The organism is Acidovorax sp. GW821-FHT09B03, from assembly GCF_059418305.1.
This window is the reverse complement of record NZ_JBWKPP010000009.1, coordinates 198,424-224,980: the sequence shown is the minus strand read 5'-3', so window position 1 is coordinate 224,980 and position 26,557 is coordinate 198,424. Positions and strand designations below refer to the sequence as shown.

The 26,557-nt window shown below is 67.2% G+C and carries 20 protein-coding genes; 11 read left to right on the top strand and 9 right to left on the bottom strand.

The genetic code is table 11. The features are described from left to right. The first annotated feature begins 57 nt into the window (after nt 1–57). A complete protein-coding gene (locus tag AC07PA_RS18210) occupies nt 58–816 on the top strand; it encodes a DeoR/GlpR family DNA-binding transcription regulator (RefSeq protein ID WP_494607653.1) in 759 nt (252 codons plus the stop codon). A 309-nt stretch (nt 817–1,125) separates the two neighbouring features. After that, on the top strand, nt 1,126–2,988 hold the full coding sequence (locus AC07PA_RS18205; RefSeq protein ID WP_494607651.1) for a sensor histidine kinase: 1,863 nt from the start codon (nt 1,126–1,128) through the stop codon (nt 2,986–2,988). Here the strand turns inward: AC07PA_RS18205 and AC07PA_RS18200 are convergent. Then, entirely contained in the window at nt 2,940–3,881 is a 942-nt protein-coding gene (locus tag AC07PA_RS18200; RefSeq protein WP_494607649.1) for a LysR substrate-binding domain-containing protein, read from the bottom strand. The two genes, AC07PA_RS18205 and AC07PA_RS18200, sit on opposite strands and share 49 nt — an antisense overlap. 164 nt (nt 3,882–4,045) lie before the next feature. Here AC07PA_RS18200 and AC07PA_RS18195 point away from each other — a divergent pair, with 164 nt between their 5' ends. Next, nucleotides 4,046–5,032 (top strand): DMT family transporter, encoded by a 987-nt coding sequence (locus AC07PA_RS18195; RefSeq protein ID WP_494607647.1) that lies wholly within the window; start codon nt 4,046–4,048, stop codon nt 5,030–5,032. On the opposite strand, the gene AC07PA_RS18190 is transcribed toward AC07PA_RS18195, so the two are convergent. Continuing rightward, a complete protein-coding gene (locus AC07PA_RS18190; protein ID WP_157405875.1) occupies nt 5,019–5,621 on the bottom strand; it encodes a DUF2199 domain-containing protein in 603 nt (200 codons plus the stop codon). The two genes, AC07PA_RS18195 and AC07PA_RS18190, sit on opposite strands and share 14 nt — an antisense overlap. Nucleotides 5,622–5,719: 98 nt before the next feature. On the opposite strand from AC07PA_RS18190, the gene AC07PA_RS18185 reads away from it, so the two are divergent. Further along, nucleotides 5,720–6,496, top strand: coding sequence for a hypothetical protein (locus tag AC07PA_RS18185; RefSeq protein ID WP_494607645.1), 777 nt, complete (start codon nt 5,720–5,722; stop codon nt 6,494–6,496). A 13-nt stretch (nt 6,497–6,509) separates the two neighbouring features. On the opposite strand, the gene AC07PA_RS18180 is transcribed toward AC07PA_RS18185, so the two are convergent. From AC07PA_RS18180 to aceE, 5 genes are all read right to left on the bottom strand, one after another. Continuing rightward, nucleotides 6,510–7,022 carry a DUF4274 domain-containing protein gene (locus AC07PA_RS18180; RefSeq protein ID WP_494607643.1) on the bottom strand — a complete coding sequence of 171 codons (513 nt, stop codon included), beginning with the start codon at nt 7,020–7,022 and terminating at the stop codon, nt 6,510–6,512. A 16-nt stretch (nt 7,023–7,038) separates the two neighbouring features. Next, complete coding sequence (locus AC07PA_RS18175) at nt 7,039–8,238, bottom strand: hypothetical protein (protein ID WP_494607641.1); 1,200 nt, start codon at nt 8,236–8,238, stop codon at nt 7,039–7,041. A 247-nt stretch (nt 8,239–8,485) separates the two neighbouring features. After that, the gene (gene lpdA / locus AC07PA_RS18170; RefSeq protein ID WP_494607639.1) at nt 8,486–10,318 is read right to left on the bottom strand and encodes a dihydrolipoyl dehydrogenase; all 1,833 of its coding nucleotides are present in this window, start codon (nt 10,316–10,318) and stop codon (nt 8,486–8,488) included. A 15-nt stretch (nt 10,319–10,333) separates the two neighbouring features. Next, nucleotides 10,334–12,007 carry a dihydrolipoyllysine-residue acetyltransferase gene (gene aceF / locus AC07PA_RS18165; protein ID WP_494607637.1) on the bottom strand — a complete coding sequence of 558 codons (1,674 nt, stop codon included), beginning with the start codon at nt 12,005–12,007 and terminating at the stop codon, nt 10,334–10,336. Between the two features lie 18 nt (nt 12,008–12,025). Beyond that, complete coding sequence (gene aceE / locus AC07PA_RS18160) at nt 12,026–14,743, bottom strand: pyruvate dehydrogenase (acetyl-transferring), homodimeric type (RefSeq protein WP_007848506.1); 2,718 nt, start codon at nt 14,741–14,743, stop codon at nt 12,026–12,028. A gap of 239 nt (nt 14,744–14,982) precedes the next feature. On the opposite strand from aceE, the gene AC07PA_RS18155 reads away from it, so the two are divergent. Genes AC07PA_RS18155 through AC07PA_RS18135 form a run of 5 tightly spaced genes read left to right on the top strand, consistent with a single transcriptional unit; the run spans nt 14,983 to nt 21,862 of the window. After that, complete coding sequence (locus AC07PA_RS18155) at nt 14,983–17,544, top strand: sensor histidine kinase (RefSeq protein ID WP_007848515.1); 2,562 nt, start codon at nt 14,983–14,985, stop codon at nt 17,542–17,544. Further along, the gene (locus tag AC07PA_RS18150; RefSeq protein WP_007848524.1) at nt 17,541–18,167 is read left to right on the top strand and encodes a response regulator transcription factor; all 627 of its coding nucleotides are present in this window, start codon (nt 17,541–17,543) and stop codon (nt 18,165–18,167) included. Before AC07PA_RS18155 ends, AC07PA_RS18150 begins: the two co-directional genes overlap by 4 nt. A 60-nt stretch (nt 18,168–18,227) precedes the next feature. Beyond that, nucleotides 18,228–19,085, top strand: coding sequence for a bifunctional methylenetetrahydrofolate dehydrogenase/methenyltetrahydrofolate cyclohydrolase FolD (gene folD, locus AC07PA_RS18145; protein WP_007848532.1), 858 nt, complete (start codon nt 18,228–18,230; stop codon nt 19,083–19,085). Nucleotides 19,086–19,126: 41 nt separating this feature from the next. Further along, nucleotides 19,127–21,172: a M3 family metallopeptidase gene (locus tag AC07PA_RS18140; protein WP_494607634.1), complete on the top strand. Its 2,046-nt coding sequence runs from the start codon at nt 19,127–19,129 to the stop codon at nt 21,170–21,172. A gap of 36 nt (nt 21,173–21,208) precedes the next feature. Continuing rightward, nucleotides 21,209–21,862: a glutaredoxin domain-containing protein gene (locus AC07PA_RS18135; RefSeq protein ID WP_494607632.1), complete on the top strand. Its 654-nt coding sequence runs from the start codon at nt 21,209–21,211 to the stop codon at nt 21,860–21,862. 112 nt (nt 21,863–21,974) lie between these two features. On the opposite strand, the gene rpiA is transcribed toward AC07PA_RS18135, so the two are convergent. Beyond that, on the bottom strand, nt 21,975–22,664 hold the full coding sequence (gene rpiA / locus AC07PA_RS18130; protein WP_494607630.1) for a ribose-5-phosphate isomerase RpiA: 690 nt from the start codon (nt 22,662–22,664) through the stop codon (nt 21,975–21,977). A 47-nt stretch (nt 22,665–22,711) separates the two neighbouring features. Here rpiA and AC07PA_RS18125 point away from each other — a divergent pair, with 47 nt between their 5' ends. Together AC07PA_RS18125 and AC07PA_RS18120 are read left to right on the top strand one after the other, a co-directional pair. Beyond that, nucleotides 22,712–23,767, top strand: a complete 1,056-nt coding sequence (locus AC07PA_RS18125; protein WP_007850468.1) for a quinone-dependent dihydroorotate dehydrogenase — start codon at nt 22,712–22,714, stop codon at nt 23,765–23,767. Between the two features lie 190 nt (nt 23,768–23,957). Continuing rightward, the gene (locus AC07PA_RS18120; protein WP_007850470.1) at nt 23,958–24,608 is read left to right on the top strand and encodes a response regulator; all 651 of its coding nucleotides are present in this window, start codon (nt 23,958–23,960) and stop codon (nt 24,606–24,608) included. Nucleotides 24,609–24,693: 85 nt separating this feature from the next. Here AC07PA_RS18120 and AC07PA_RS18115 read toward each other — a convergent pair whose 3' ends face one another. Further along, nucleotides 24,694–26,475 (bottom strand): ATP-binding response regulator, encoded by a 1,782-nt coding sequence (locus tag AC07PA_RS18115; protein ID WP_494607628.1) that lies wholly within the window; start codon nt 26,473–26,475, stop codon nt 24,694–24,696. Between the last annotated feature and the right edge of the window lie 82 nt (nt 26,476–26,557).

Below are 26,557 nucleotides of genomic sequence, written 5' to 3'. Positions count from 1 at the left end.
CAGTTCAATCGTGCAGTATCATGCATTTTCATTGAATTTCATGCAACCAACCCGCCCATGCTCACCACCCAACGCAAACAGCTCATCCTCCAGCGCCTCGCACAGCAGGGCCAGGTCGTGGCCAAGGCGCTCAGCGATGAGTGGGGCGTGTCCGAAGACACGGTGCGGCGCGACCTGCGCGAGCTCGCAGGCGAAGGCAAGCTGCAGCGGGTGCACGGCGGCGCCCTGCCCGCCTCGGCCGCCGTGGGCGACCTGCAGGTGCGCCAGGAGCTGGCGCCCGGCGAAAAGCGCCTGCTGGGCCGCGCCGGGGCCGCGCTGGTGCGGCCCGGCCAGGTGGTCATCCTCGATGGCGGCACCACCTCGCTGCAGGTGGTGCAGCACCTGCAGCTCGACCTGCACGCCACGGTGGTGACCCACAGCCCTGCCGTGGCCACGGCGCTCGCCGGGCATGTGCACATCGAGGTGCTGAGTCTGGGCGGGCGCCTGTACCGGCATTCGATGGTGAACGTGGGCGCCAGCGTGGTGGAGGCCGCCGGGCGGCTGCGTGCCGACCTGTTCCTGATGGGCGTGACCGGCGTGCACGCCCAGGCCGGGCTCACCACCGGCGATTTCGAGGAGGCCGCCGTCAAGCGCGCCCTGCACCAGCGCGCGGCCGAAACCGTGGTGCTGGCATCCACCGACAAGCTCGGCGCGGCCTCGCCCTTCGGCATCGCGCAACTCAAGGAGCTGAGCGCCCTAGTGGTGCCGGCTGCGGCGCCCGCCCAGGTCCAGAAGGCCTTGCGGGCCACGGGCGTGGAGCTCGTGCTGGCCGACTGAAGCCCCGCATGCGCGGTGGCGCGCAGCATGCACAATGCCGCCATGCGATTTCTAGGAGTCTGTCGGACTTGGAGCGTCGAAAGCGAAAATAGGCCTCAGCGAGGACAGTTTTTGCCGGATTTGCAGCCCCATAGCCAGGCTATGGGGCAAAAAAACGGTGAAAAATGGACCGCTGCGGCCGATTTGCAGCCGACGATTTCCAAGTCCGACAGGCTCCTAGCCACTGTCTGCCGGCTGCGATGGGTGCTGGCCTGCCTGCTGGCGGTGGTATTGGGCATGGGTGGTGTGCAGGCGCAACCGCAGCCGGTCGTGCATTTCACCGCCGCGCAGGAGCTGGAGCTGCCGGGTCCGCCGGCGCCGCTGCAGGAGCACACCGATTGGCAAGCCCTGGGCGCGGACTGGCGCGAGGTCGCGCTGCCCTTTGTCTTCGAGCGCCAGATCATCCCGGCTGGCGGTACGCCACGCGTATCGACCCGCTGGTTCCGTGTGCAGGTGCCGGACATTGCACCGCCCGGCGGCACGGCCCACTTCTACCTCAAGCGCTGGCAGACCGCTGGCCAGATTGCGGTGTACGCGGACGGCCGGTTGATCCACCGGTCGCTGGGCAGCCCAAGCTGGAACCTGTTCCGCCACCCGGGCCTGCTGCTGCCGTTGAACCAGACACCGCTGGCGGCTGCGCCGCGCGAGATCCTCATCCGCCTGGACAGCCTGCAGGGCGCGGGCGGCGGGCTCTCGTCGTTCTATGTGGGCGACACCAATGCCCTGCTGTCACACTACACCGTGCGCGAGTGGCTGGAATTCCAGCTGCCCTTCATGAGCAGTTCGGCCTTTCTTGCCGTGGCGCTGTTCTGCTTCGGCGTGTGGCTGTGGCGCCGCCAGGACCCCCTGTACCTGCTGCTGGCCGGCTTCTCGCTGCTGCAGGTGGTGCGGCGCTGGCATTTCCATACCGGGCTGGAGCGGCTGCCGGTGAGCGACACCTGGTTCGGCTGGATCACGCTGAACGCGCTGGCCTGGCAGATCGTGATCCTGCACGCGTTCCTGCAGTTGCTGCATGGGCGCACCTTGCCACGGCTGACCGGCGCGCTGCTGGCGCTGACGGCCGTGTTCACCCTGCTGACGCTGCCGCTCGGCCTGCCGCTGCCCGCCCTGGTGCTGCTGCGCCCGGGGCTGCAGATGCTGCAGATCTCGCTGGCGGTCGCCGTGGTGGCCGGGGGGCTGTGGCATTCCTGGCGCAGCCGGTCGATGGACGGCCTGCTGCTGAGCAGCAGCGTCGCCGTGGCGGTGGGTCTGGGCATCTACGACTGGTTCAAGGCCCAGCAACTGCTGGACCTGGAATGGTTCTACCTCACGCCCTACGCCGCGGTCCTGTACTTGGCCGTCTTCATGTTCATCATGCTGCGCCGTTACGTGCGGGCCATCACCGAGGTGAAGCGGGTCAACGCAGGCCTGGCCGAACGGCTCGCGGCGCGCGAGGCCGAACTGGAGCGCAGCTACCAGGCGCTGCGCACGGCAGAGCACGCGCAGACGCTGAGCCAGGAACGCCAGCGCCTGATGCAGGACATGCACGATGGCCTGGGCTCCTCGCTCACCAGCGCCATCCGCTCGGTCCAGGGCGGCACGCTGACCGACGAGCAGATGGCCCGGGTGCTGGCCGATTGCATGGACGACCTGAAGCTGGCCATCGACTCGATGGAGCCGGTGGATGCCGACCTGCTGCTGCTGCTGGCCACGCTGCGCTTTCGGATGGGGCCGCGCATCGAGAGTGCGGGCATCGCCTTGCGCTGGGAGGTGCAGGACGTGCCGGTGCTTGAATGGCTGGACCCCTCCAGCGCGCTGCACATTCTGCGCATCGTGCAGGAGACCGTGGCCAACATCCTGCACCATACGCGGGCGACCCAAATCCGCTTCAGCACCGGTCAGGTGGGGGAAGTCGTCGAGGTGGCCATCGAGGACAACGGACAGGGCTTCGATGTGGACAAGGCCCATGCAGAGTCTGCCGGCCGGGGCCTGCGCAACCTGCAGCGCCGCGCCCAGGCCATCGGCGGCACGGTGGCGTGGGCCTCCGGGCCGACTGGAACACGCTTCACCCTGTGGCTACCCATCAAACCTCCCAAGGCCAGCCCCTACGGCCTCCCCGAGGGCCGGTTGCCGGCTGACAGCCCACCCTCTTGAGGGCTGGTGCCGCTGCGCCGCAGGTGCTCCACCAGTGCCGAGGCAAAACCCGAGAGCGCCACGCCCTTGCGCACGCAGATCTGCAGGTCGCGCTGGGCCCAGGGCTCGTCCATCGCCACGACCACCGGCGGGTCCGCCAGGCCTGCCAGCTGGACCGCGCTGCGCGGCACCAGGCCGATGCCCACGCCCGCCCCCACCATGCGGCAAACTGCCTCGAAGCTGCGCACCTGGATGCGCACATCCAGGTGCCGCCCCAGGGCGGCCGCCGCGTTCATCGTGAAGGTATGGATGGCCGAGCCCGCATGCAGCATGACAAAAGCGTGGTCAAGCACCTCGGCAAAGCCGACCTGCGCACGCCCCGACAGCGCATGCCCCCTGGGCACGATCAGCACCAGCCGGTCCTGCCGGTAGGGCGCCAGCTCCACGCCCGCGCTGTTGCCGCTGTCGGCGAGCACACCGACCTCGATCTCACCGCTGGCCACGGCGACCACGATCTCGGCGCTGGTGCGCTCCTCCAGCGTCACGCTGACCTGGGGGTGCTGCTTCAGGAAGCCGGCCAGGTCATCGGGCAGAAAGGTGTGCGTGGCATGGGTGTTGGCCCACAGGCTCACATGGCCGCGGATGCCCGTGGCAAAGGGCGACAGGTTGGCATGCATCTGCTCCAGGCTGGCCAGCACCTGGCGCGCATTGCGCAGCAGCGCTTCGCCCGCGCGCGTGAGCTGCACGCCGCGGGTCTGCCGCTCGAACAAGGTGGTGTGGAGCGCATCCTCCAGCCGGCGCAGCCGGTGGCTGGCCGATGACGGCGCCAGGCAGGCGCGCGCGGCCCCGCGCGTAAGGTTGCGCTCTTCGGCAATGGCGACGAACAGGCGCAGGTCGGTCAGGTCGTAGTTCATGCAGCGGGTCCATCGCGTTCGTTATGGACGAACGAATGCTTGCGGGAATAGCAATTGTGCCCTGCAACACAACAGAGCAACATGGACCCATCGATTCTTCTTTTCCCTATCGCATGCACGCATACCGTTCGTGGCAGACGCATGCAATTGAACCCCACCCTCCCATGTCCTCCTGGAAACACTGGCCCGCCGAACGCATCGGTCTGGCCCTGGCCGTTCTCGCCGCCCTCGGCTTCTCGTTCAAGGCCATTTTCGTCAAGCTGGCCTATGCCGTGCCCCAGGCCACGCCGGTCGATTCGGTCACCCTGCTGGCGCTGCGCATGGCGTTCTCGCTGCCGGTGTTCGCCTGGGTCGGCTGGCGCGCCAGCCGCAGCCTGGCGCCGCTGACCCGGCGCGACTGGGCGCTGGTCGCGGCCCTGGGCCTCCTGGGCTACTACGGCGCGAGCATCCTCGACTTCATCGGCCTGCAGTACATCACGGCCAGCCTGGAGCGGCTGATCCTGTTCCTGTACCCCACGCTCACCATCGTGATCGGCGTGCTCTTCATGGGCAAGCGCGCATCGCGGCGCGAGATCGGCTCGCTGCTGCTGTCCTATGCCGGCATCGGCCTGGCCTTTGCGCACGACCTGCACGTGGCCGGCGATACCCGGGCCGTGCTCATCGGCGCAGGCTTCGTCTTCGGCTCGGCCGTGTCGTACGCCTTCTACCAGGCGGGCAGCGAATCGGCCATCCGCACCCTGGGCGCGGCGCGCTTCACCGCACTGGCCATGCTGGTGTCCACCGTGGCCACGCTGGCGCATTTTGTCGCGACCCAGCCGGTCGCGGCGCTGGCGCAACCCGCGCCGGTGTACCTGCATGCACTGGGCATGGCGATCTTCTCCACCGTGCTGCCGGTGTTCATGACGTCTGCCGCTATCCGCCGCATCGGCGCCGCCCGCACCGCGCTGATCGGCAACCTGGGGCCCATGCTGACCATCTTCTTCGGCTGCTGGCTGCTCAACGAGCCGCTGTCCTGGTGGCAGATGGCCGGCGCGGGGCTGGTGCTGGCGGGGGTGCTGCTGATCAGCAAGCGCCCCGCGCCAGCGGCGGCCAGGGCCCTGCCCCCGTCCACCCCGCTGGCGGGCAAGCCCAGCGTGGTCACCCAGCCTTGATCGAGGCGAACCAGGCCTTGATGGACTCGACGCGCTCGGGGCTAACGCCCCCGGCCTGGTCCTGCACCAGCGGATGCGGCCCGGCATCCAGCACAAAATTCGGCCGCAGCCCCTGCGGCTGGACATGCACCATCAGCGGCAGGCCGAGGGTCACCGGGTAGAACGGGATGTCGGTACCCAGCAGCGCCGCCAACGGCGCGTGCGCCTCCCGCCCCTCCTCGGCACGCAGTTCCTGGTAGGCCATGAACTGCTCCTCGCTCACTTCGGCCCAGGCGCCCCAGGCAAACTCGTCCGGGTGGCCATGGATGGAGAGCAGCACCGACCCGTACAGGTAGAAGCGCTCGTCGTCGATCACGCACATCTCGCCGTTGGACCAGACCCGCTCGGCCCACTCCGCGGGCGGCACCTTGTCCGTCAGTGTCGGCCGCGAGACCGGGATGGAAACCGACAGGCCGTCGTGCGCCAGCCCGCAGCAGGGGCAGATGCCGGGAGCCGGGGCGGTTGGCGTGTCGGCCTCTGGTGGGCGGCTGGTGTTCATGCGGTCGTGCCCGTGGATTCGGTCACCGGTTGTGGGGGATGGGAGGGGCATGCTACCTGACAGACCGACTGGTTGGGCCGCAGGCCTACACCGGCATCCAGGCACCATGCCTATCATCAGTGCTCCCCCGCCCCACGCTGCCAGCTCCCATGCGCAACCTGCTCGACTTTAGCTCCTGGTCCACCCTGCTCACCACCCTGATGGGCCTGCTGGTGGCCACCCTGGTCATGGTGGGTACGCGCCTGGTGTTCATGCAGACCATCCAGAAGCGGCGCGAGCGCGAGAACCGGCAGATCAACGAACGCCTCAAGACCCTGATTGCCGCGTACAAGACGCTGGGTGGCTCATTCACCGGGCAGTTGCAGGTGCATCCCACGCACATGCGCGACCTGAGGCGCCACCAGGTGCATGACAGCGCCGTGCAGATGGCCATGGCTGGAGAAACGCCGCAAGCCGATGCCGCCGAAAATGGGGAGCCAGCCCTGCCTTCCCTCGCCCTCACCAGCACCGAACGCCAGCGCCGCGTGCGCGATGCGGTCGAGGCCGCGCTGTCCGACGTGATCCTGCTCGGCACCGAGGAACAGGTGGAACTGGCCGCCAAGGCCGCCCAGGACATGGTGGCCGGGCGCAGCATCGAGACTGCGCAACTGGTGGTGTCGCTGCGCCACTTCATTCGCTCGGCACTGGACCTGGAGCCCATCCCCAGCGCGGTGGCCATTCCCAACCAGGGCCCATTGCGCCCCAGCAGCGGCGGTGGAGGCGGTGCCGCCGGAAAGCGGGCAGCCGGCAGTACCGAGGGCGGTGGCGGGCGCAGCGCAGGTGGCAGTGGCGGTGGTGGGGCCGGCATGGGAGGCATGGCCATGGGCGCGGGACTGGGCTCGCACAGTGCAGACACCGAGGCGCCCGACGGTACGACGGCCCGCTGACCCGCCGGAAAGCTCAGCTGTCGCTGTCCTCGAACAGCGCGTAGATCGCCACTGCCACAGCCATCGGCAGCCCGTCGTCAAAGCCCTCCGGGTCCAGCTCAACGAACTCGCTGCCGTTCACCGGCTTCAGCATGATGGCGGGCACGGGCCGCACCACCGGCACCTTGGGGTAGTCGTCGGGCCGGCCGCCTTCGGAGGTGTGCGGGTCGAACCAGATATGGCCCGTGTTGTAGAAGCCCGCTGCGTAGCGCTCCTCGATCAGGCGCAATAGCAAGAAGGTCTCTGGGCTCAAGGCCTGTTCTGCCGAGGTGAACTGCACATGCCAGCCGGCGCCCAGGTACCAGTAGATGAGCAGCGCCGTACCCCGGTCCAGCGTGGGCTGGTCCACCAGCCACTGCAATGCCTGCAGATTGCCGTCGTAGTTGGAGCGCGCAGCAAAGACGTGCCAGGCGGCGGGAGAGGCATCGGCCAGGTAGGCCTGCACGATCGCCTGGACACGGGTTTCGATGTCGTTGTCGGAAGTCATGTCGGTAGGGGATGGATCAGGCGCCCAGTGCGGCAGGCCGCTCGACCAGGCTGTGGAGAATGGCGTCGAACAAGGCATTGCCATCGTTGCCGCTGACGGGCTTCCACTGCACGTGCTGCGTCACGCGCTGGCGGTGGCGCAGGGTTTCGACCCAGACATCGCGCAGCGGCGTCCTGCAGTGCAAGGCCAGTACCAGAAGGGCCATCTGCTCCTGCAGATAGAACAGGCCGTGCACGCCGCTCTCGCCGTCCTTGAGCACGCGGCTGACCTGGTCGACCGAAAGCAGCAGCTTGCCCAGGGCCGCCATGTCCTTGGGCGCGTCCTGCCAGAGGATGGCGCGCTCGGCGGCCCAGAAGGCCAGGGCCTTGGCAAACTCGGCCAGGTCGTGCGCGCTGCGCAGGTCGTTCTGGCCCAGGCGCGGGTTGCGGTGCCAGGGGATCTGCTGAAAATCGTTCAGGGTCCGCTCGTAGTCGGGGATGAAGGTCTTGATGCGGCCGCGCAGTTCGGGCCCGCCCAGTTCGTCCAGGCGCGCCAGCCAGGCCTCGCGCACGCCGGGCAGCCACCAGTTCACGGAGCAATGGATGTACTGCCGGTCATGCTCGGGCTGCACCTGTATGAAAAACGCCTGCACCGTAGGGCCATAACTGCGCTGCACGAGGCGCGCGCGTGAGTTCACCGGATGGGGGTGGACTTCGAAACCCAGGGGCGCGAGCCGCTCCAGCAGTGCACCGCACAGCACGTCCAGGCTGTGCGGCACCCGCGCCGGGGCAAAGCTGCCGGGCGCGGCATGCACCTTGGGCGGCTCCACGCGCAGGGCGCGTTCGGCAAAGGGCTCGACCGTGCCGTCCTCGTAGACCACCTGGCGGTCCAGCCGGTACAGCGCCCCGCCCTGCGGCTCGAACAGCTGCAGCCCGGCGTCGGCTGCCACATGGCCCAGGGTGGAGAGCACCGTGGCGTCCAGCGCCTGCAGGTGCAGGCCCAGGTTCAACGGCCAGTGGTCCAACGGCCCGAACGGCAGGCCCTCGGCCCAGATCAGGGGCTGCTCCACCCCGTTGGCACCAGCGGCCAGCGGGTAGTAGCACTGCACCTCGCGCAAGAACTGGTCGAACATGGCCACCACCCGGGGCGTGGCGCGCTGGTCGCGCTGGCACGCGGCCAACGCGGTGGGCACGTCGGTGGCCGTGATGCGGTCGAAGATCTGAACGATGGTGCTCATGAAAGCGGCAGGCGCCCGAAAATGTAACGGGATCAGCGGATTGTGCGCAATGGCGCGCCGGGCGGCTACCGGAAAACCCCGCCTGCCCGGGACCCGATGCACTCGCACAACGGTTGGTAGAGGCCGGGTGGCAGCCGCGCACGCCGATGTCCTGGTGGATCGGTACGTGGCCGGGCACAAAAAAAAGCCGCACGTGCCCGAAGGCATGCGCGGCTTTTTGCTGGAGTGAAGCGGCCCGTCTGCCTACTTACTTCTTCTGCGGCGGCACATCCGTGCAGCTGCCGTGCGCGATCTCCGCCGCCATGCCGATGCTCTCGCCCAGCGTGGGGTGCGGGTGGATGGTCTTGCCGATGTCCACCGCGTCCGCGCCCATCTCGATGGCCAGCGCGATCTCGCCGATCATGTCGCCGGCGTGGGTGCCCACGATGCCGCCGCCCACGATCTTGCCGTGGCCATGGGCCTCGGGGCTGTCGTCGAACAGGAGCTTGGTGTAGCCCTCGTCGCGGCCGTTGGCAATCGCCCGGCCCGAGGCCGTCCAGGGGAACAGGCCCTTCTTGACCTTGATGCCCTGGGCCTTGGCCTGGTCTTCGGTCAGGCCCACCCAGGCCACTTCGGGGTCGGTGTAGGCCACCGAGGGGATCACGCGGGCGTTGAAGGCGGCGCTGGCCAGTTCCTTGTTGCCCTGGATCTCGCCAGCGATGACTTCGGCCGCCACATGCGCTTCGTGCACCGCCTTGTGCGCCAGCATGGGCTGGCCCACGATGTCGCCGATGGCGAAGATGTGCGGCACATTGGTGCGCATCTGGATGTCGACGTTGATGAAGCCACGGTCGGTGACGGCCACGCCAGCCTTCTCGGCGGCGATCTTCTTGCCGTTGGGGGTGCGGCCCACGGCCTGCAGCACCAGGTCATAGACCTGGGGCGCCGGAGCCGTGCCGCCCTCTTCCGCGGCAGCAAACGTCACCTCGATGCCTTCGGGCGTGGCCTTGGCCCCCACCGTCTTGGTCTTGAGCATGATGTTGTCGAAGCGCTTGGCGTTCATCTTCTGCCAGACCTTGACGAGGTCGCGGTCGGCGCCCTGCATCAGGCCGTCCAGCATTTCCACCACGTCCAGGCGCGCGCCCAGGGTGCTGTAGACGGTGCCCATTTCCAGGCCGATGATGCCGCCGCCCAGGATGAGCATGCGCTTGGGCACGGCCTTCAGGTCCAGGGCGCCGGTGGAGTCCACCACGCGCGGATCGTCGGGCATGAAGGGCAGGCGTACGGCCTGGCTGCCAGCGGCGATGATGGCGTTCTTGAAGGCGATGACCTTCTTGGTGCCCGTCTTCTCCTGGCCGGTGGCGCCGCTGGTCTCTTCCACCTCGAGGTGGTTGGCACCGACGAATTGGCCGAGGCCCCGCACGGTGGTGACCTTGCGCATCTTGGCCATGGCGGCCAGGCCGCCAGTCAGCTTGCCGATGACCTTTTCCTTGTGGCCGCGCAGCTTGTCGATGTCGAGCGTAGGCTCACCGAAGCTCACGCCCAGGTCGGCCATGTGGCTGACTTCGTCCATCACGGCCGCCACGTGCAGCAGCGCCTTGGAGGGAATGCAGCCCACGTTCAGGCACACGCCGCCCAGGGTGGCGTAGCGCTCGACCAGTACGACCTTGAGGCCCAGGTCGGCTGCGCGGAAGGCGGCGCTGTAGCCGCCGGGGCCGGCGCCTAGCACCAGCACGTCGCATTCGAGGTCGGCGCTGCCGCCGAAGCTCGATGCCTGGGGCGCGGGTGCAGCGGGGGTTGCCGCAGCGACCGGTGCGGCTGCCGCGGGCGCTGCCGCAGGTGCGGGAGCCGCGGCACCTGCGTCCGCCGCCTCCAGCGTCAGCACCACGGCGCCCTGGGCGACCTTGTCACCGATCTTGACCTTGAGCTCCTTGACCACGCCAGCGTGGCTGGAGGGGATCTCCATGGAGGCCTTGTCGGACTCCACGGTGATCAGGCTCTGCTCGGCCTTGATGGTGTCGCCGGGCTTGACCAGCACTTCGATGACGCCGACTTCGTCGAAGTCGCCGATGTCCGGAACCTTGATATCAATGATTGCCATACCAGGGTCTCCTCGTTACAGCAGGATGCGGCGGTAATCCGCCAGCACCTGGCCCAGATAGGCGTTGAAGCGCGCAGCGCTGGCACCGTCGATCACGCGGTGGTCGTACGACAGCGACAGCGGCAGCACCAGGCGCGGCACGAACTGCTTGCCGTCCCACACGGGCTTGGTCTGGCCCTTGGACAGGCCCAGGATGGCCACTTCGGGCGCATTGATGATGGGCGTGAAGTGCGTGCCGCCGATGCCGCCCAGCGAGCTGATCGACATGCAGCCGCCCTGCATGTCGGCCGAGCCGAGCTTGCCGTCGCGGGCCTTCTTGGCCAGCTCACCCATTTCATTGCTGATTTGGATGATGCCCTTCTTGTCGGCGTCCTTGAGCACGGGCACCACCAGGCCGTTGGGCGTGTCCGCCGCAAAACCGATGTTGTAGTACTGCTTGTAGACCAGGGTGTCGCCGTCCAGGCTGGTGTTGAACTCCGGGAACTTCTTGAGTGCAGCCACCACGGCCTTGATCACGAAGGCCAGCATGGTCACCTTGACGCCGCTCTTCTCGTTCTCCTTGTTGGTGGAGACGCGGAAGGCTTCGAGCTCGGTGATGTCGGCCTCGTCGTTGTTGGTGACGTGGGGGATCATCACCCAGTTGCGGTGCAGGTTGGCGCCGCTGATCTTCTTGATGCGCGACAGGTCCTTGCGCTCGACGGTGCCGAACTTGCTGAAGTCGACCTTGGGCCAAGGCAGCAGGTCCAGGCCTGCGCCGCCACCACCACCGCCCGCAGGCGCCTTGGCAGCCTGGGCCTTGGTCTGGGTGGCGCCGCTCATGACCTGCTTGGTGAAGGCCTGTACGTCGTCCTGGCTGATGCGGCCCTTGGGGCCGGTGCCCTTGACTTCTTCGAGCGGCACGCCCAGTTCGCGGGCGAACTTGCGCACCGAGGGCGATGCGTGGGGCAGGCCTGCGGTGGGGGTGCCGGGTTGGTGGGCGGGTACTGCAGCGGTGGCGGCTGCGGAGGCTGGCGCTGCGGCGGCCTGGGCCGGCGCAGGTGCTGCTGCAGCTGGCTGGGCTGCGGGGGCCGGAGCAGGTGCTGGCGCAGATGCTGCGGGCGCGGCCGCGCCCTCGAGAATCGCCACCAGGTCACCGATGTTCACGGTGTCGCCGATCTTGACCTTGAGTTCCTTGACCACGCCTGCGGCGGGCGAAGGGATCTCCATGGAGGCCTTGTCGGACTCCACGGTAAACAGGGACTGCTCAACCTTGATGGTGTCACCCACCTTGACCAGCATCTCGATGACGGCCACGTCCTTGAAGTCGCCGATGTCGGGTACGCGCACTTCCACCGGGCCGGATGCCGCGGCCGGGGCTGCAGCGCGTGCAGGCGCAGGTACTGCGGCCTGGGGCGCCGCAGCCGCCGGAGCGGGTGCCGCGGCCGGGGCTGCCGCTGCGGGAGCAGCCGCGTCGGCGGCTTCCAGCACGACGATGACGGACCCCTGCTTGACCTTGTCGCCCACGGCGATCTTGATCTCCTTGACCACGCCTGCGTGGCTCGAGGGGATCTCCATCGACGCCTTGTCGGATTCCACCGTGATCAGCGACTGCTCGGCCTTGACCGTGTCGCCGGGCTTGACCAGCAGCTCGATCACGCCGACTTCGTCGAAGTCACCGATGTCCGGAACCTGAATGTCTACCAATGCCATTGTTGTCTCCGGTGCGATTTATGCGTAGAGCGGGTTGACCTTGTCGGCCTGGATGTTGTACTTGGCGATGGCCTCGGCCACCTTGGCCGCAGGCACCTTGCCTTCTTCGGACAGCGCCTTGAGGGCCGCCACGACAATGTAGTGGCGGTTGATCTCGAAGTGCTCACGCAGCTTGCTGCGGAAGTCGCTGCGGCCGAAGCCGTCGGTGCCCAGCACCTTGTAGGTGCGGCCGGCCGGGATGAACGAGCGGATCTGGTCCGCGTAGTTCTTCATGTAGTCGGTGGAGGCGACCACGGGGCCCGTGGTCTTGCCCAGCTGCTCTGCGACGAACGAGACGCGTGGCGTTTCGGTCGGGTGCAGCAGGTTCCAGCGCTCCACGTCCTGGCCATCGCGGGCCAGTTCGTTGAAGCTCGGGCAACTCCAGATGCTGGCGGCCACGCCCCAGTCCTTTTCCAGCAGCTCCTGGGCGAAGAAGGATTCGCGCAGGATGGTGCCGCTGCCCAGCAGTTGCACCGTGGGCGCATCGGCGGCCAGGGCGGGTGCCTGCTTGCACAGGTACATGCCCTTGAGGATTTGCTCTTCCGTGCCGGGCTGCAGGCCGGGCATGGGGTAGTTCTCGTTGAGCAGCGTGATGTAGTAGAAGACGTTTTCCTGGCGCTCGACCATGCGCTTCAAGCCATGGTGCATGATCACGCCGACTTCGTGGGCGAAGGTCGGGTCGTAGCTCACGCAGTTGGGGATGGTGCCGGCCAGAATGTGGCTGTGGCCGTCTTCGTGCTGCAGGCCTTCGCCGTTGAGCGTGGTGCGGCCCGAGGTGCCGCCCAGCAGGAAGCCGCGGGCCTGCATGTCGCCCGCCGCCCAGGCCAGGTCGCCGATGCGCTGGAAGCCGAACATCGAGTAGTACACGTAGAACGGGATCATGATCCGGTTGTTCGTGCTGTAGCTGGTGGCGGCAGCGATCCAGCTGGCCATGCCGCCGGCTTCGTTGATGCCTTCCTGCAGGATCTGGCCGGCCTTGTCTTCACGGTAGTACATCACCTGGTCGCGGTCGACCGGGGTGTACAGCTGGCCCTTGGGGTTGTAGATGCCGATCTGGCGGAACAGGCCTTCCATGCCGAAGGTACGTGCCTCGTCCACCAGGATGGGCACGACGCGCGGGCCCAGGGCCTGGTCGCGCAGCAGCTGCGTGATGAAGCGCACGTAGGCCTGGGTGGTGGAGATCTCGCGGCCTTCGGCCGTGGGTTCGAGCACGGCCTTGAAGGTATCGAGCGAGGGCACGGTGAAGCTCTCTTCGGCCTTGGGCAGGCGCTTGGGCAGGTAGCCGCCCAGGGCCTTGCGGCGCTCTTGCAGGTACTGCATTTCCGGCGTGTCGTCGGCCGGCTTGTAGTAGGGGATGTCGGCCAGTTGGCTGTCCGGGATCGGGATGCTGAAGCGGTCGCGGATGTACTTGATGTCCTCGTCCGAGAGCTTCTTGGTCTGGTGCACGGTGTTCTTGCCTTCACCGGCCTTGCCCATGCCATAGCCCTTGACGGTCTTGACCAGCAGCACGGTGGGCTGGTTCTTGTGCGCGTTGGCGGCGTGAAAGGCGGCATACACCTTGGCGGGCTCGTGGCCACCGCGGCGCAGCTCGAAGATCTCGTCGTCGGTCATGTGCTCGACGAGCTTGAGCGTCTCGGGGTAGCGGCCGAAGAAGTTCTTGCGCACGAAGGCACCGTCGTTGGCCTTCATGGCCTGGTAGTCGCCGTCCAGCGTCTCCATCATCAGCTGCTTGAGCTTGCCGGTCTTGTCGCGCGCCAGCAGGGTGTCCCAGCCATTGCCCCACAGGAGCTTGATGACGTTCCAGCCGCTGCCGCGGAACTCGCTTTCGAGCTCCTGCACGATCTTGCCGTTGCCACGCACCGGGCCGTCCAGGCGCTGCAGGTTGCAGTTGATCACGAAGACCAGGTTGTCGAGGTTTTCGCGCGCGGCCAGGCCGATGGCGCCCAGCGATTCGGGTTCGTCCATCTCGCCGTCGCCACAGAACACCCAGACCTTGCGGTTTTCGGTGTTGGCGATGCCCCGGGCGTGCAGGTACTTGAGAAAGCGCGCCTGGTAGATGGCCATCAGCGGGCCCAGGCCCATGGACACCGTGGGGAACTGCCAGAACTCGGGCATCAGCTTGGGGTGCGGGTAGCTCGAGAGGCCCTTGCCGTCCACTTCCTGGCGGAAGCTGTCGAGCTGCTCTTCGGTCAGCCGGCCTTCGAGGTAGGCGCGGGCGTAGATGCCGGGCGAGCTGTGGCCCTGGATGTACAGCAGGTCGCCGCCGTGGTCTTCGCTGGCGGCATGCCAGAAGTGGTTGAAGCCCGCGCCGAACATGCTGGCCACCGATGCGAACGAGCCGATGTGGCCGCCCAGGTCGCCGCCGTCGGCGGGGTTCAGGCGGTTGGCGCGCACGACCATGGCCATGGCGTTCCAGCGCATGTAGGCGCGCAGGCGCTTTTCAATCGCGATGTTGCCGGGACAGTGGGCTTCCTGGTCGGCTTCGATGGTGTTCACGTAGCCGGTGTTGGCCGAGAACGGCATGTCGATGCTGCTCTGGCGCGCGTGCTCCAGCAGTTGTTCCAGCAGGAAGTGGGCGCGCTCGGGGCCCTCCTTGTCGATCACGGCGGACAGCGCATCCATCCATTCACGGGTTTCCTGCTGATCGACGTCGGTACCGAGGCCGAAAGCGGCCTGAGGGTCGGGCTGAGCTGACATGCTTTGTCTCCTATGGGTGTGGCAGCAATTTAGAACACTGCCCCTAGTTTCTCACAACTTTTCGCCAATTTCAAATGGTGCCCATCGATATCGCATTATGAGATTTTGCTGCAACTGCACAAGAACGAGCGTTCGCAAAAGGCCTACGCCAGCCTGACAAGCCGCCGCAAAAGGGATCGTGGACAGGTTTGTCCCCGCTGTCCGTAACCAGGTGTGCACCTCCTCTACACTTGAGGGACATGCATCCCACCGACCCAGCGCCCTCCCCCACGGTCTCCCCCATCGCGGCCCCTGCGCGCTGGTGGCGCAAGTGGTGGCGCAGCCTCTCGCCCACCCGGCAGGACCGGTTCGCCGCGCTCGCGCCCCTGGCGGCGGTGCTGATGTTCCTGGCGGCGATCGTGGCGGCCTTCTGGTACCTGCGCGCCGAAGAGGCCGAGCGCGAGCAGGAAGCCCTGCGCCGCGATGTGGAATATGCCCAGCAGCGCGTGCGCCTGCGCCTGCTGGAGCGGCAGGAGCAGCTCATGCGCATTGCGCGCGACCTGTCCAACCAGGAGCTGGAGCGCTCCGAGTTCGTGAGCCGGGCCGAGACGCTGATCAGCCAGTACCCCGAGCTGCAGGCCATCACCTGGATCGACGAGCGCCGCCGCATCCGTGCCAGCCATGCCGCGCCCACGCTGGCCAGCAGCGAGCTGCGCATTGCCGGCGAGGTGCTCAAGGCCGGCGACACGGCCGACACCTACGGCCTGGCGCGCGACCTGCAGCAGCCCGTCTACGCCCAGCCACCGGCCGCCCAGGGCGATGTGACGCCGCTGCTGCAACTGCAGGTGCCGCTGAACAACCAGGGCAAGTTCAGCGGCGTGGTGCTGGGCGAGTACTCCATCGACAGCCTGCTGCGCTATGGCACGCCGACCGAGGTGCTGGCACGCTATGCCGTGACCATGCTCGATGGCAAGAGCCAGGTGCTGGCGGGTACGCCCCTGGGCCCGCGCAACCCGGCCACGCAGTTCCTTCCCTGGAGCCCGCGCGCCAACGAGTACGAGGTGCCCGTCTCCCCCGTGGGCAACGGCCTGGTGCTGCGCGCCCAGGCCTACCGCACCTCGCTGGGCGTGGTGGGCAGCGGCCTGTTCTGGCTGGTGGGCACGCTGTCGGCCATGACGGCCTGGATGCTGATCGCCACCTGGCGCCACACGCGCCGGCGCATGCAGGCCCAGCAGGCCCTGGTGGCCGAGACCAATTTCCGCCGCGCGATGGAGAACTCCATCCTCACCGGCATGCGCGCCCTGGACATGGAAGGCCGCATCACCTACGTGAATGCCGCGTTTTGCCAGATGACGGGCTGGAGCGAGGCCGAGCTGGTGGGCCTGAAGGCACCCTTCCCCTACTGGCCCGACTCGGACCACGAGGCGCTGCACGCCAAGCTGCGCGATGAACTCAGCGGCAAGACCATCGTCGGTGGCTTCCAGGTGCGGGTGCGGCGCAAGAGCGGCACGCTGTTCGATGCGCGGCTGTACGTGTCGCCGCTGATCGACGCCCATGGCCACCAGACGGGCTGGATGACGTCGATGACCGACATCACCGAACCCAACCGGGTGCGCGAGCAGCTGTCGGCATCGCACGAGCGCTTCACCATCGTGCTCGAATCGCTCGATGCCTCGGTGTCCGTGGCGCCGCTGGGCAGCGAGGAGCTGCTGTTTGCCAACAAGCTGTACCGCCAGTGGTTCGGCTCGCAGACCGGCGGCCACCTGCAACTGGTGGCCCAGGCCGGCGTGGTGCCCGTGGCGAGCAGCACGTCGACGGGGGTGGACGACGAGGACGGGCTGATGGGCCTGCCCACCGATACGCTGACCAGCGCCCGCACCGAAAACGCCGAGATCTACCTGCCCGACCTGGGCAAGTGGCTGGAAGTGCGCTCACGCTACCTGAACTGGGTGGACGGCCGCCTGGCACAGATGGTGATCGCCACCGACATCACGCCGCGCCGCCAGGCCGAAGAGCAGGCCTCGCGCCAGGCCGAACGCGCCCAGTCGGTGAGCCGGCTGATCACCATGGGCGAGATGGCATCCAGCGTGGCGCACGAGCTCAACCAGCCGCTCACCGCCATCAACAACTACTGCAGCGGCATGGTCTCGCGCATCCAGAGCGGGCAGCTGACCGAGGAGGCCCTGCTCACGGCCCTGCAGAAGACGGCCCACCAGGCGCAGCGCGCCGGGCAGATCATCCAGCGCATCCGCTCCTTCGTGAAGAAGAGCGAGCCCAACCGTGCCCTGGCCGACGTGCACTCCATGGTGACCGAGGCCGTGGAGCTGGCCGACATCGAGCTGCGCCGCCACCATGTGCGCCTCACGCTGTACATCGCTGCGCGCCTGCCGCCCGTGATGGCCGACACCATCCTGATCGAGCAGGTGCTGGTGAACCTGATGAAGAACGGCGCCGAGGCCATCCAGCAGGCCAACCGCCCCACCGCCGGCCGCAGCGTGGAGCTGCGCGTGGTCCCCAAGACCATCGAGGACCGCGGCGTGGTCGAGTTTTCGGTGCTGGACACCGGCAAGGGCCTGGCGCCCGAGGTGCTGGAGCGGCTGTTCGAAGCCTTCTTCTCCACCAAGCAGGAAGGCATGGGCATGGGCCTCAATCTGTGCCGCAGCATCGTCGAGTCGCACCAGGGCCGGATGCATGCAGAGAACATCTACAATGGTTCCGAGGTCACGGGCTGCAGGTTCTCCTTCTGGTTGCCGCTTGCCAAGCCTGCCGATGACACTACAAATTCTGTAGCAAACGCACATACTCCAAGGACAATTGCATGAGCTTGATTCCGAAAAAAGGCACCGTATACGTCGTGGACGACGACGAAGCCGTCCGAGACTCCCTGCAGTGGCTGCTGGAAGGCAAGGACTACCGGGTGCGCTGCTTTGATTCGGCCGAGACCTTTCTGTCGCGCTACGACCCGCGCGAAGTGGCCTGCCTGATCGTGGACATCCGCATGGGCGGCATGACCGGGCTGGAGCTGCAGGACCGTCTGATCGAGCGCAAGTCGCCCCTGCCCATCGTGTTCATTACCGGCCACGGCGACGTGCCCATGGCCGTGAACACCATGAAGAAGGGTGCGCTCGACTTCATCCAGAAGCCTTTTGACGAAGAAGAGCTGGTCGGCCTGGTCGAGCGCATGCTGGACCATGCCCGCGAGGCCTTCGCCGGCTACCAGCAGGCCGCCAGCCGCGATGCCCTGCTTTCCAAGCTCACCAGCCGCGAGGCGCAGGTGCTCGAGCGCATCGTCGCCGGCCGCCTGAACAAGCAGATCGCCGACGACCTCGGGATCAGCATCAAGACGGTGGAGGCGCACCGCGCCAACATCATGGAAAAGCTCAACGCCAATACCGTGGCCGATTTGCTGAAAATCGCCCTCGGCCAGAATGCCCCCAAGGGCTGAGCCCACACCAGTCACCCACCAGGGCGCCCCCCGGCGCCCTTTTCGATCCGTATTCCAGCCATGACAGCCCAACTCATCGACGGCACCGCCCTCTCCCGCCAACTGCGCAGCGAAGTCGCCCAGCGCGCCGCCGCCCTCACCGCGCGCGGCCACCAGCCCGGCTTGGCCGTGATATTGGTGGGTGAAGACCCGGCCTCCGCCGTCTATGTGCGCAACAAGGTCAAGGCCTGCGAGGACAGCGGCGTGCGCTCGGTCTTCGAGAAGTACGAGGCCACTCTGAGCGAGGCCGACCTGCTGGCCCGCATCGCCGCGCTGAACGCCGACCCGACGGTGCACGGCATCCTGGTGCAGATGCCCCTGCCCAAGCACATCGACCCGCACAAGGTGATCGAGGCCATCTCCACCGCCAAGGACGTGGACGGCTACTCGGTGCTGTCGGCCGGCGAGCTGATGGCCGGCCTGGAGGGCTTTCGCCCCTGCACGCCCTACGGCAGCATGAAGCTGATCGAGTCCACCGGCCAGTCGCTCAAGGGCAAGCATGCCGTGGTGATCGGGCGCAGCAACACCGTGGGCAAGCCCATGGCCCTCTTGCTGCTGCAGGCCAATGCCACCGTGACCGTGACGCACAGCGGCACGCCCGACCTGGGCTACCACACGCGCCAGGCCGACGTGGTGGTGGCGGCCGTGGGCCGCGCCAACACGCTCACGGCCGACATGGTCAAGCCCGGTGCCATCGTGATCGACGTGGGCATCAACCGCAACGCCGAAGGCAAGCTCTGCGGCGACGTGGACTTCGAGGGCGTCAAGGAAGTGGCCGGCTGGATCACCCCCGTCCCTGGCGGGGTTGGCCCGATGACCATTACCATGCTGCTGGTGAACACCATCGAGGCCGCCGAGCGCACCGCGGCAGCCCGGTGAAAAATCCTTGAACCTACGCCCCGAGGCGCCATCTACACCGCATGAGCAACGCCCTTCTCGAATTCTCCGGCCTTCCCCAGTTTGACCGCATCACCCCCGAGGACGTCGCGCCTGCGGTCGATGTGCTCCTTGAGCGTGCCAACGTGGCGCTGGAAAAGGTGACCGCCCCCGACTTTCCCGCCCGCTGGGACGCCATTGCCCAGGTGCTGGACGTGGCCACCGAGCAACTGGGCACAGCCTGGGGCGCGGTGAGCCACCTCAACAGCGTGGCCGACACACCCGAGCTGCGCGCCGCCTATAACGCCGCCCTGCCCCGCGTGACCGAGTTCTGGACCCGCCTGGGCGCCGACGAGCGCCTGTACGCCAAGTACAAGGCCATCGACCCCGCCGCCCTCACCGGCGAGCAGCGCCAGGCGCACAAGAATGCCGTGCGCAACTTCGTGCTCAGCGGTGCAGAGCTGGTGGGCGCCGCCAAGGAGCGCTTCGCTGAAATCCAGGAGCGCCAGGCCGAGCTGAGCCAGAAGTTCAGCGAGAACGCGCTCGATGCCACGGACGCCTTTGCCTACTACGCCACCGAAGCCGAGGTCGATGGCGTGCCGGCCGACGTGCTGCAGGCCGCGCGCGATGCCGCCCAGGCCGATGGCAAGGATGGCTACAAGCTCACGCTGAAGATGCCGTGCTACCTGCCGGTGATGCAGTTCGCCCACCACAGCGCCCTGCGCGAGAAGATCTACCGCGCCTACGTGACCCGCGCCTCGGACCAGGCCGAGGGCGACGCCCGCAAGTACGACAACACGGCGCTGATCAGCGAGATCCTGGCCCTGCGCAAGGAAGAGGCACAGCTGCTGGGCTACGCCAACTTTGGCGAGGTCTCGGTGGTGGCCAAGATGGCCGAATCGCCTGCCGAAGTGGTCAGCTTCCTGCGCGACCTGGCGCACCGTGCCCGGCCCTACGCCGAGAAGGACGTGGCCGACCTGCGCGCCTTTGCCTCGACCAGCCTCGGCCTGGCCAACCCCCAGGCCTGGGACTGGCCCTATGTGGCCGAAAAGCTCAAGGAGGCGCGCTACGCCTTCAGCGAGCAGGAGGTCAAGCAGTACTTCACGGCGCCCAAGGTGCTCGCCGGCCTGTTCAAGATCATCGAGACGCTGTTCGAGGTGGCGATCCGCCGCGACAGCGCCCCGGTCTGGAACCCGGCCGTGGAGTTCTACCGCATCGAGCGCGGCAACACACTCGTCGGCCAGTTCTACCTGGACCAGCCAGCGCGCACCGGCAAGCGTGGCGGTGCCTGGATGGACGACGTGCGCACCCGCTGGCTGCGCCCCGACACCGGCGTGCTGCAGACCCCTGTGGCGCACCTGGTGTGCAATTTCGCCAGTGGCGTGGACGGCAAGCCGCCACTGCTCACGCACGATGACGTGATCACCCTGTTCCACGAATTCGGCCACGGCCTGCACCACATGCTGACCCAGGTGAACGAGCGTGACGTCTCGGGCATCGGCGGCGTGGAGTGGGATGCGGTGGAGCTGCCCAGCCAGTTCATGGAGAACTTCTGCTGGGAGTGGGACGTGCTCAAGCACATGACGGCCCATGTGGACACCGGCGAGCCGCTGCCGCGCGCGCTGTTCGACAAGATGATCGCGGCCAAGAACTTCCAGAGCGGCATGCAGACGCTGCGCCAGATCGAGTTCTCGCTGTTCGACATGCTGCTGCACACCGAGCACGACCCGGCCCGGGACATCATGCCCCTGCTGGCCCAGGTGCGTGCCGAGGTGGCGGTACTGCAGCCACCGGCTTTCAGCCGCACGGCGCACACCTTCAGCCACATCTTCGCGGGCGGTTATGCTGCGGGCTACTACAGCTACAAGTGGGCCGAGGTGCTGAGCGCCGACGCCTATGCCGCTTTTGAAGAAACGGTGGGCAGCGATGGCCAGCCGAGCGCCGAGACCGGCCGCCGCTACCGCGAGGCCATCCTGGAAGCCGGCGGCAGCCGCCCGGCGATGGAGTCGTTCAAGGCCTTCCGGGGCCGAGAGCCGCGCCTGGACGCCCTGATGCGCCACCAGGGCATGGCCGAACCGGCCGCAGCCTGAGTTTCCCCACAACACACGGATCCGAGGAGAAAGACGATGCGCAAGAACCTGCTGTCCCTGCCCATGCTGGCCCCGGTGCTGGTCCTTCTTGCCTGCGCGGGAGCCCAGGCGCAAACGGTGTACCGCATCGTCGGGCCCGACGGCAAGGTCACCTTCTCGGACCGGGCACCGGAAAATGCGAGCAAGGCCACGGCCACCACCACCAACCCGGCAACGGGTGCCGTGGGCAGCACGACCGGCCTGCCACTGGAACTGTCGCGCATTGCCCAGCGCTTTCCCGTCACGCTGTACACCGGCAGCGACTGCGCGCCCTGTGTCAGCGCACGCAGCCTGCTGGTGAACCGGGGCGTGCCCTTCACCGAGCGCAGCGTGACCACCAACGAAGACCTTGATGCACTGCGCAAGCTCAGCGGAGACACCTCCTTGCCCTTCGGCACCATCGGAACCCAGCGCATGGTCGGTTTTTCTGACACGGAGTGGACGCAATACCTGGATGCGGCCGGCTATCCCAAGGCGTCGCAATTGACGGCCAGCTATCGGCGCCCGCCCGCTACGCCATTGGTCGCCGCGGCCCCTGCTGCCGCAGCGCCCGCCTCGGATGCGGCGGCCACTACGGCTTCGCCGCGCGCGCGCCCGGCACCGTCCACCGAAGGCCCGTCGACCACCAACCCGGCAGGCATCCGGTTCTGAGCCTTCGAGCAGGCATCCGGCCAGCCCCATCCTCCAAAAGACAATGGGCCGCGACTGCGGCCCATTGTCTTTTTTGCTGGCAAAGCCCCGACGAGGGGGCGTGCGCAAGCAATCAGTAGCTCAGCGTCTTCACACCCTGGGCGGTGCCCAACAGGCAGACCGAGGCCTTCTGGTGCGCAAACACCCCCACCGTGACCACACCAGGCCACTGGTTGACGTCAGACTCGAAGGCCAGCGGGTCAGTGATGGACAGGCCGGTGACGTCAAGGATGTGCTGGCCGTTGTCGGTGACCAGGGGCTGCCCGTCCTTCTGGCGGATGGATGCCTTGCCGCCCAGGGCCGCAAAGCGGCGTGCAATGTTCTGGGCCGCCATCGGAATCACTTCCACGGGCAGGGGGAACTTGCCCAGGGCCGGCACCAGCTTGGATTCGTCGGCGATGCAGACGAAGCGGCCGGCCAGTGCGGCCACGATCTTCTCGCGCGTGAGCGCTGCGCCGCCGCCCTTGACCATGTGGCCCTGGCCGTCGATTTCGTCGGCGCCGTCGATGTAGACCGACAGGGCTTCGACCTCGTTCGCGTCGAACACGGGAATGCCCAGGGCCTTCAGGCGTTCGGTGCTGGCCACCGAGCTCGACACGGCGCCCTTGATGCTGTCCTTCATGCTGGCCAGCGCGTCGATGAACTTGTTGACGGTGGAGCCCGTGCCCACCCCCACTATCTCGCCAGGCACCACGTATTGCAGGGCAGCCTGGCCTACGAGGGCCTTGAGTTCGTCTTGGGTCAGGGGGATGGAGGTCGTCATGAGGGAAAATCGGAGGTTGTTGCGCAATTATCCCCTGTCATCCCCCCATGTCTCTGATCCCCTACGCCCTCACCCGCCCTTTCCTCTTCGGCATGGATGCCGAAGCCGCGCATGAACTCACCATGGACATGCTGGCGCGCGGGCAACGCACGCCGCTGCAATGGGCCTGGTGCAACACCCGGGTGGACGACCCCATCGAGCTGGCAGGCCTCACATTTCCCAACCGCGTGGGCATGGCCGCCGGGCTGGACAAGAACGCCCGCGTGATCGACGCCCTGGGCGCCATGGGCTTCGGTTTCGTGGAAGTGGGCACCGTGACACCCAAGGCCCAGCCCGGCAACCCCAAGCCGCGCATGTTCCGCCTGCCCGAGAAGCGCGCCCTGATCAACCGCCTGGGCTTCAACAACGAAGGGCTGGACGCCTTCTTGCGCAATGTGCAGCAGTCGCGCTTTCGCGAGCAGAAAGGCCGCGGCCCGCGCATGCTGCTGGGCCTGAACATCGGCAAGAATGCCAGCACGCCCATCGAGAATGCCACCAGCGACTACCTGGCCTGCCTGGATGGCGTGTACCCCCATGCCGACTACGTGACGGTGAACATCAGCTCGCCCAACACCCAGAACCTGCGTGCGCTGCAAAGCGACGAGGCGCTGGACGGACTGCTGGGCGCCATTGCCGAGCGCCGCGAGGTGCTGGCAAAACAGGCCGGCAAGCGCACGCCCATCTTCGTGAAGATCGCGCCCGACCTCAGCGAAGAGCAGGTGTCCGTGATCGCCGCCACTTTGCAGCGCCACGGCATGGACGGCGTGATCGCCACCAACACCACCATCGGCCGCGATGCGGTCAAGGGCCTGCGCCACGCGGAGGAAACCGGTGGCCTGAGCGGCGCACCGGTGCTCGAAGCCAGCAACAACGTGATCCGCCAGCTGCGCGCCGCGCTGGGCGGCCAATTCCCCATCATCGGCGTGGGGGGCGTGATGAGCGCCGACGATGCAGTGAGCAAGATCCGCGCGGGCGCGGACGTGGTGCAGATCTACACCGGGCTGATCTACGAAGGCCCGGCGCTCGTGACCCGGGCGGCGCAGGCCATCAAGGCCCTGCGCTGAGGCACCGGGGCAGGCTCTGCACGCCAGCAATTCCACCAAGTGGTAAAAAACTGGGGTATCCCACAGCACGGACGCCAAGACCATGGCATAGTCGGCGCGATACCAAATGTGTCATCCGATGGCAATCCAATCCATTTTGACCGTGCATGTGGCCTTTGTGGCATCACGGTGATGCCCCGCATTTCCATCCATGAATGTTCTTGTCATTGACGATCACTCCCTGTTTCGAGAGGGACTGCGCCTGCTGCTCGCCGAGCTCGGTTTCGGAATAGACACCCAGATCGCGGGCAGCTGCGAGGAGGGGCTCGAAAAACTGCGGGCGCAGCCCGCAGATGTCGTACTGCTGGACTGGCACATGGAAGGCCTTTCCGGCGCCGATGCCATGGTGGCCATCCGTGAACTGGTGCCCCAGGCACGCCAGATCGTGCTGTCGGGCGAGAAAAGCGCGGCCCTGGTGCGCACGGCGATCGACAACGGTGCGGTCGGCTTCATTGCCAAGGACTCCGAGCCGGAAATACTGCTGCAGGCCCTCAACACCATTGCCTCGGGCGGCATCTACCTGCCTGCCACCCTGCTCTCCGGGCCCGGGAGGACGGCGGCGCCCACGGACAAACACCTGCCCAGCGACCTCACCCAGGCGTTTCCCGAACTGACCCAGCGCCAGGGCGATGTGCTGGCGGCGATCCTGCGCGGCTTGCCCAACAAGGTGATTGCGCGCGAGCTCAACATCAGCGACCAGACCGTGAAGTCGCACCTGAGCGTCATCTTCCGCCAGCTGAACGTCCAGAGCCGCACCGAAGCGGTCTACGTCTGCGCACGGCAAGGTGTGCGCATCGCGTGACGCGATGGGGGGTGGCGCGCAGCGCCACGGATAACTGAAATGCTCCCGCTTGTTACGCGGGGCATGGGCCCGTGCCGGGCCCGCTTCATGACGGACTGACGGTCCCGGGCCTGTCGGCCAGAGGCCCCAGGGCCGGAGCACGGCGGTCGGCCACCGGCTCGCCGATCTCTGCCAGCCAGTTGATCAGCAGCGAAGGCAGCACCGGCTTTTGCCACATCGCGATATTGCCCAGGCGTGCGACCTCGTGGACGTCGATGCCGGGGTCGCCCGTGATGATCGCCACCGGCAGCGCGGGCCAGCGGGTGCGCAGGCGCTGCGCCACATCCAGGCCGGTGGCATCGCCAGAAAGCCGGTAGTCGGCGACCAGCGCATGCGGAGGTGCCGCCGCCGCGTCGATCGCGGAATCGGGCGGCATGCCGTCCCACTGCGTGACCTTGCAGCCCCAGGACTCAAGCGCCTGCGTGGTCGCCATCCGCACCAGGGCATGGTCCTCGACGAGCCAGACATCCACCGCCATGCCCAACACCACCGGCTGGGCCGGTGCCGAGAGGGCGCCCGCGCCCGTGCTCTCGAAGATGGGCGCCTGGGGCAAGGTGAGCATGAAGGTCGTTCCCTGGCCGGGATTCGACTGCATGCCCATTTCCAGCCCGAGCAGGGTCGCCAGCCGGCGCACGATGGCCAGGCCCAGGCCACTGCCCTGCCCCGGGTCGCGCGAGGGATTGCCGACCTGGAAGTACTCCTCGAACACGCGGGCCTGCGAGTCGAGCGCAATGCCGATGCCGGTATCGCGGACCTGCAGCTCCACCACGCTTTCCTTCGCGAGCACGGAGACCATGACGCCACCGTCGTTGGTGTACTTCACCGCGTTGTCCACCAGGTTGCGCAAGATGCGCTCCAGCAGAAAGGCGTCACTCAGCACCCACGCCTCATCGTCGCCCTCGGCCACGATGGACACCCCTTTGGCAGCGCACCTCGGCTCGAACTCGCGTGCCAGGTCCTTCACCATGGCGGCGATGTTCAGGGCCTGCATCTGCGGCACGATGCTGCCGGTTTCGAGCTTGGAGAGATCGAGCAGCCCCGAGAACAGCTTGTCCAGCGAGCCTGCCGCATCACGGATGTGGGCGATCAGTTGCGCAGTCTGGGGCGTTTCATGGCGGTGCAGCAGGGAGGAGAAGACCAGCAGGGCATGCAGGGGCTGGCGCAGGTCATGGCTGGCAGCGGCCAGGAACCGCGACTTGGCGGCGTTCGCCTCTTCGGCCACCTGCTTCTCTTCCCCCAGCCGGCGCAGCAGGTCCGCATTCTCGAAGCGGATCTGCAGCGAATCCCGGAAGGCCTGCGCCGTCTGCCGCGACGAGACCGCGACCACCAGCCCCACGCCAAACAGGGCCAGGGCCAGCGGCAGACCATTCGTGCCGCCCTGGGTGAGCCAGAACACGGCGGCGAAGGCCAGGTTGATCCACGCCCCGGCGATGAAGGTCGCCGGGTGCGTTGACGCATTCACCAGCGCCCCACCCAGGTAGATGAGCTGCAGCACGGTGGCAAACGTCGCGATGCCCCCGCTGGTGCCGTAGCCGATCCACCAGACGGTCGTCCCCATCAGGGCCTGGTTGGCCACAGTGATCCACCAGTGATCGGTCTGCTGCTCGGCCAGCGCAGCAGCGTCCGCCGTCTCGAGCATGGCCAGTGCGCGGGCACTGAGCACCGCATTGATCTGGGCCATGAGCACCACGGGAAGCATCCACGCCAGCACGCGCCAGGCCGGCGTGGAAAAGCCAAAGCAGATCGCCGCCACGATGGCCGCCACGACCACCATGGTGCGCGCGCTGACCGACTGCTGCGCACGCAAGCGCAGGGACTCGCGCGCCATCGCTACATCCAATGGGTGATTGGCATCGACGGGAAAGGGCGGTAGAAAATGCATGTAAACAATTGTTACTCAAAAACAAGCC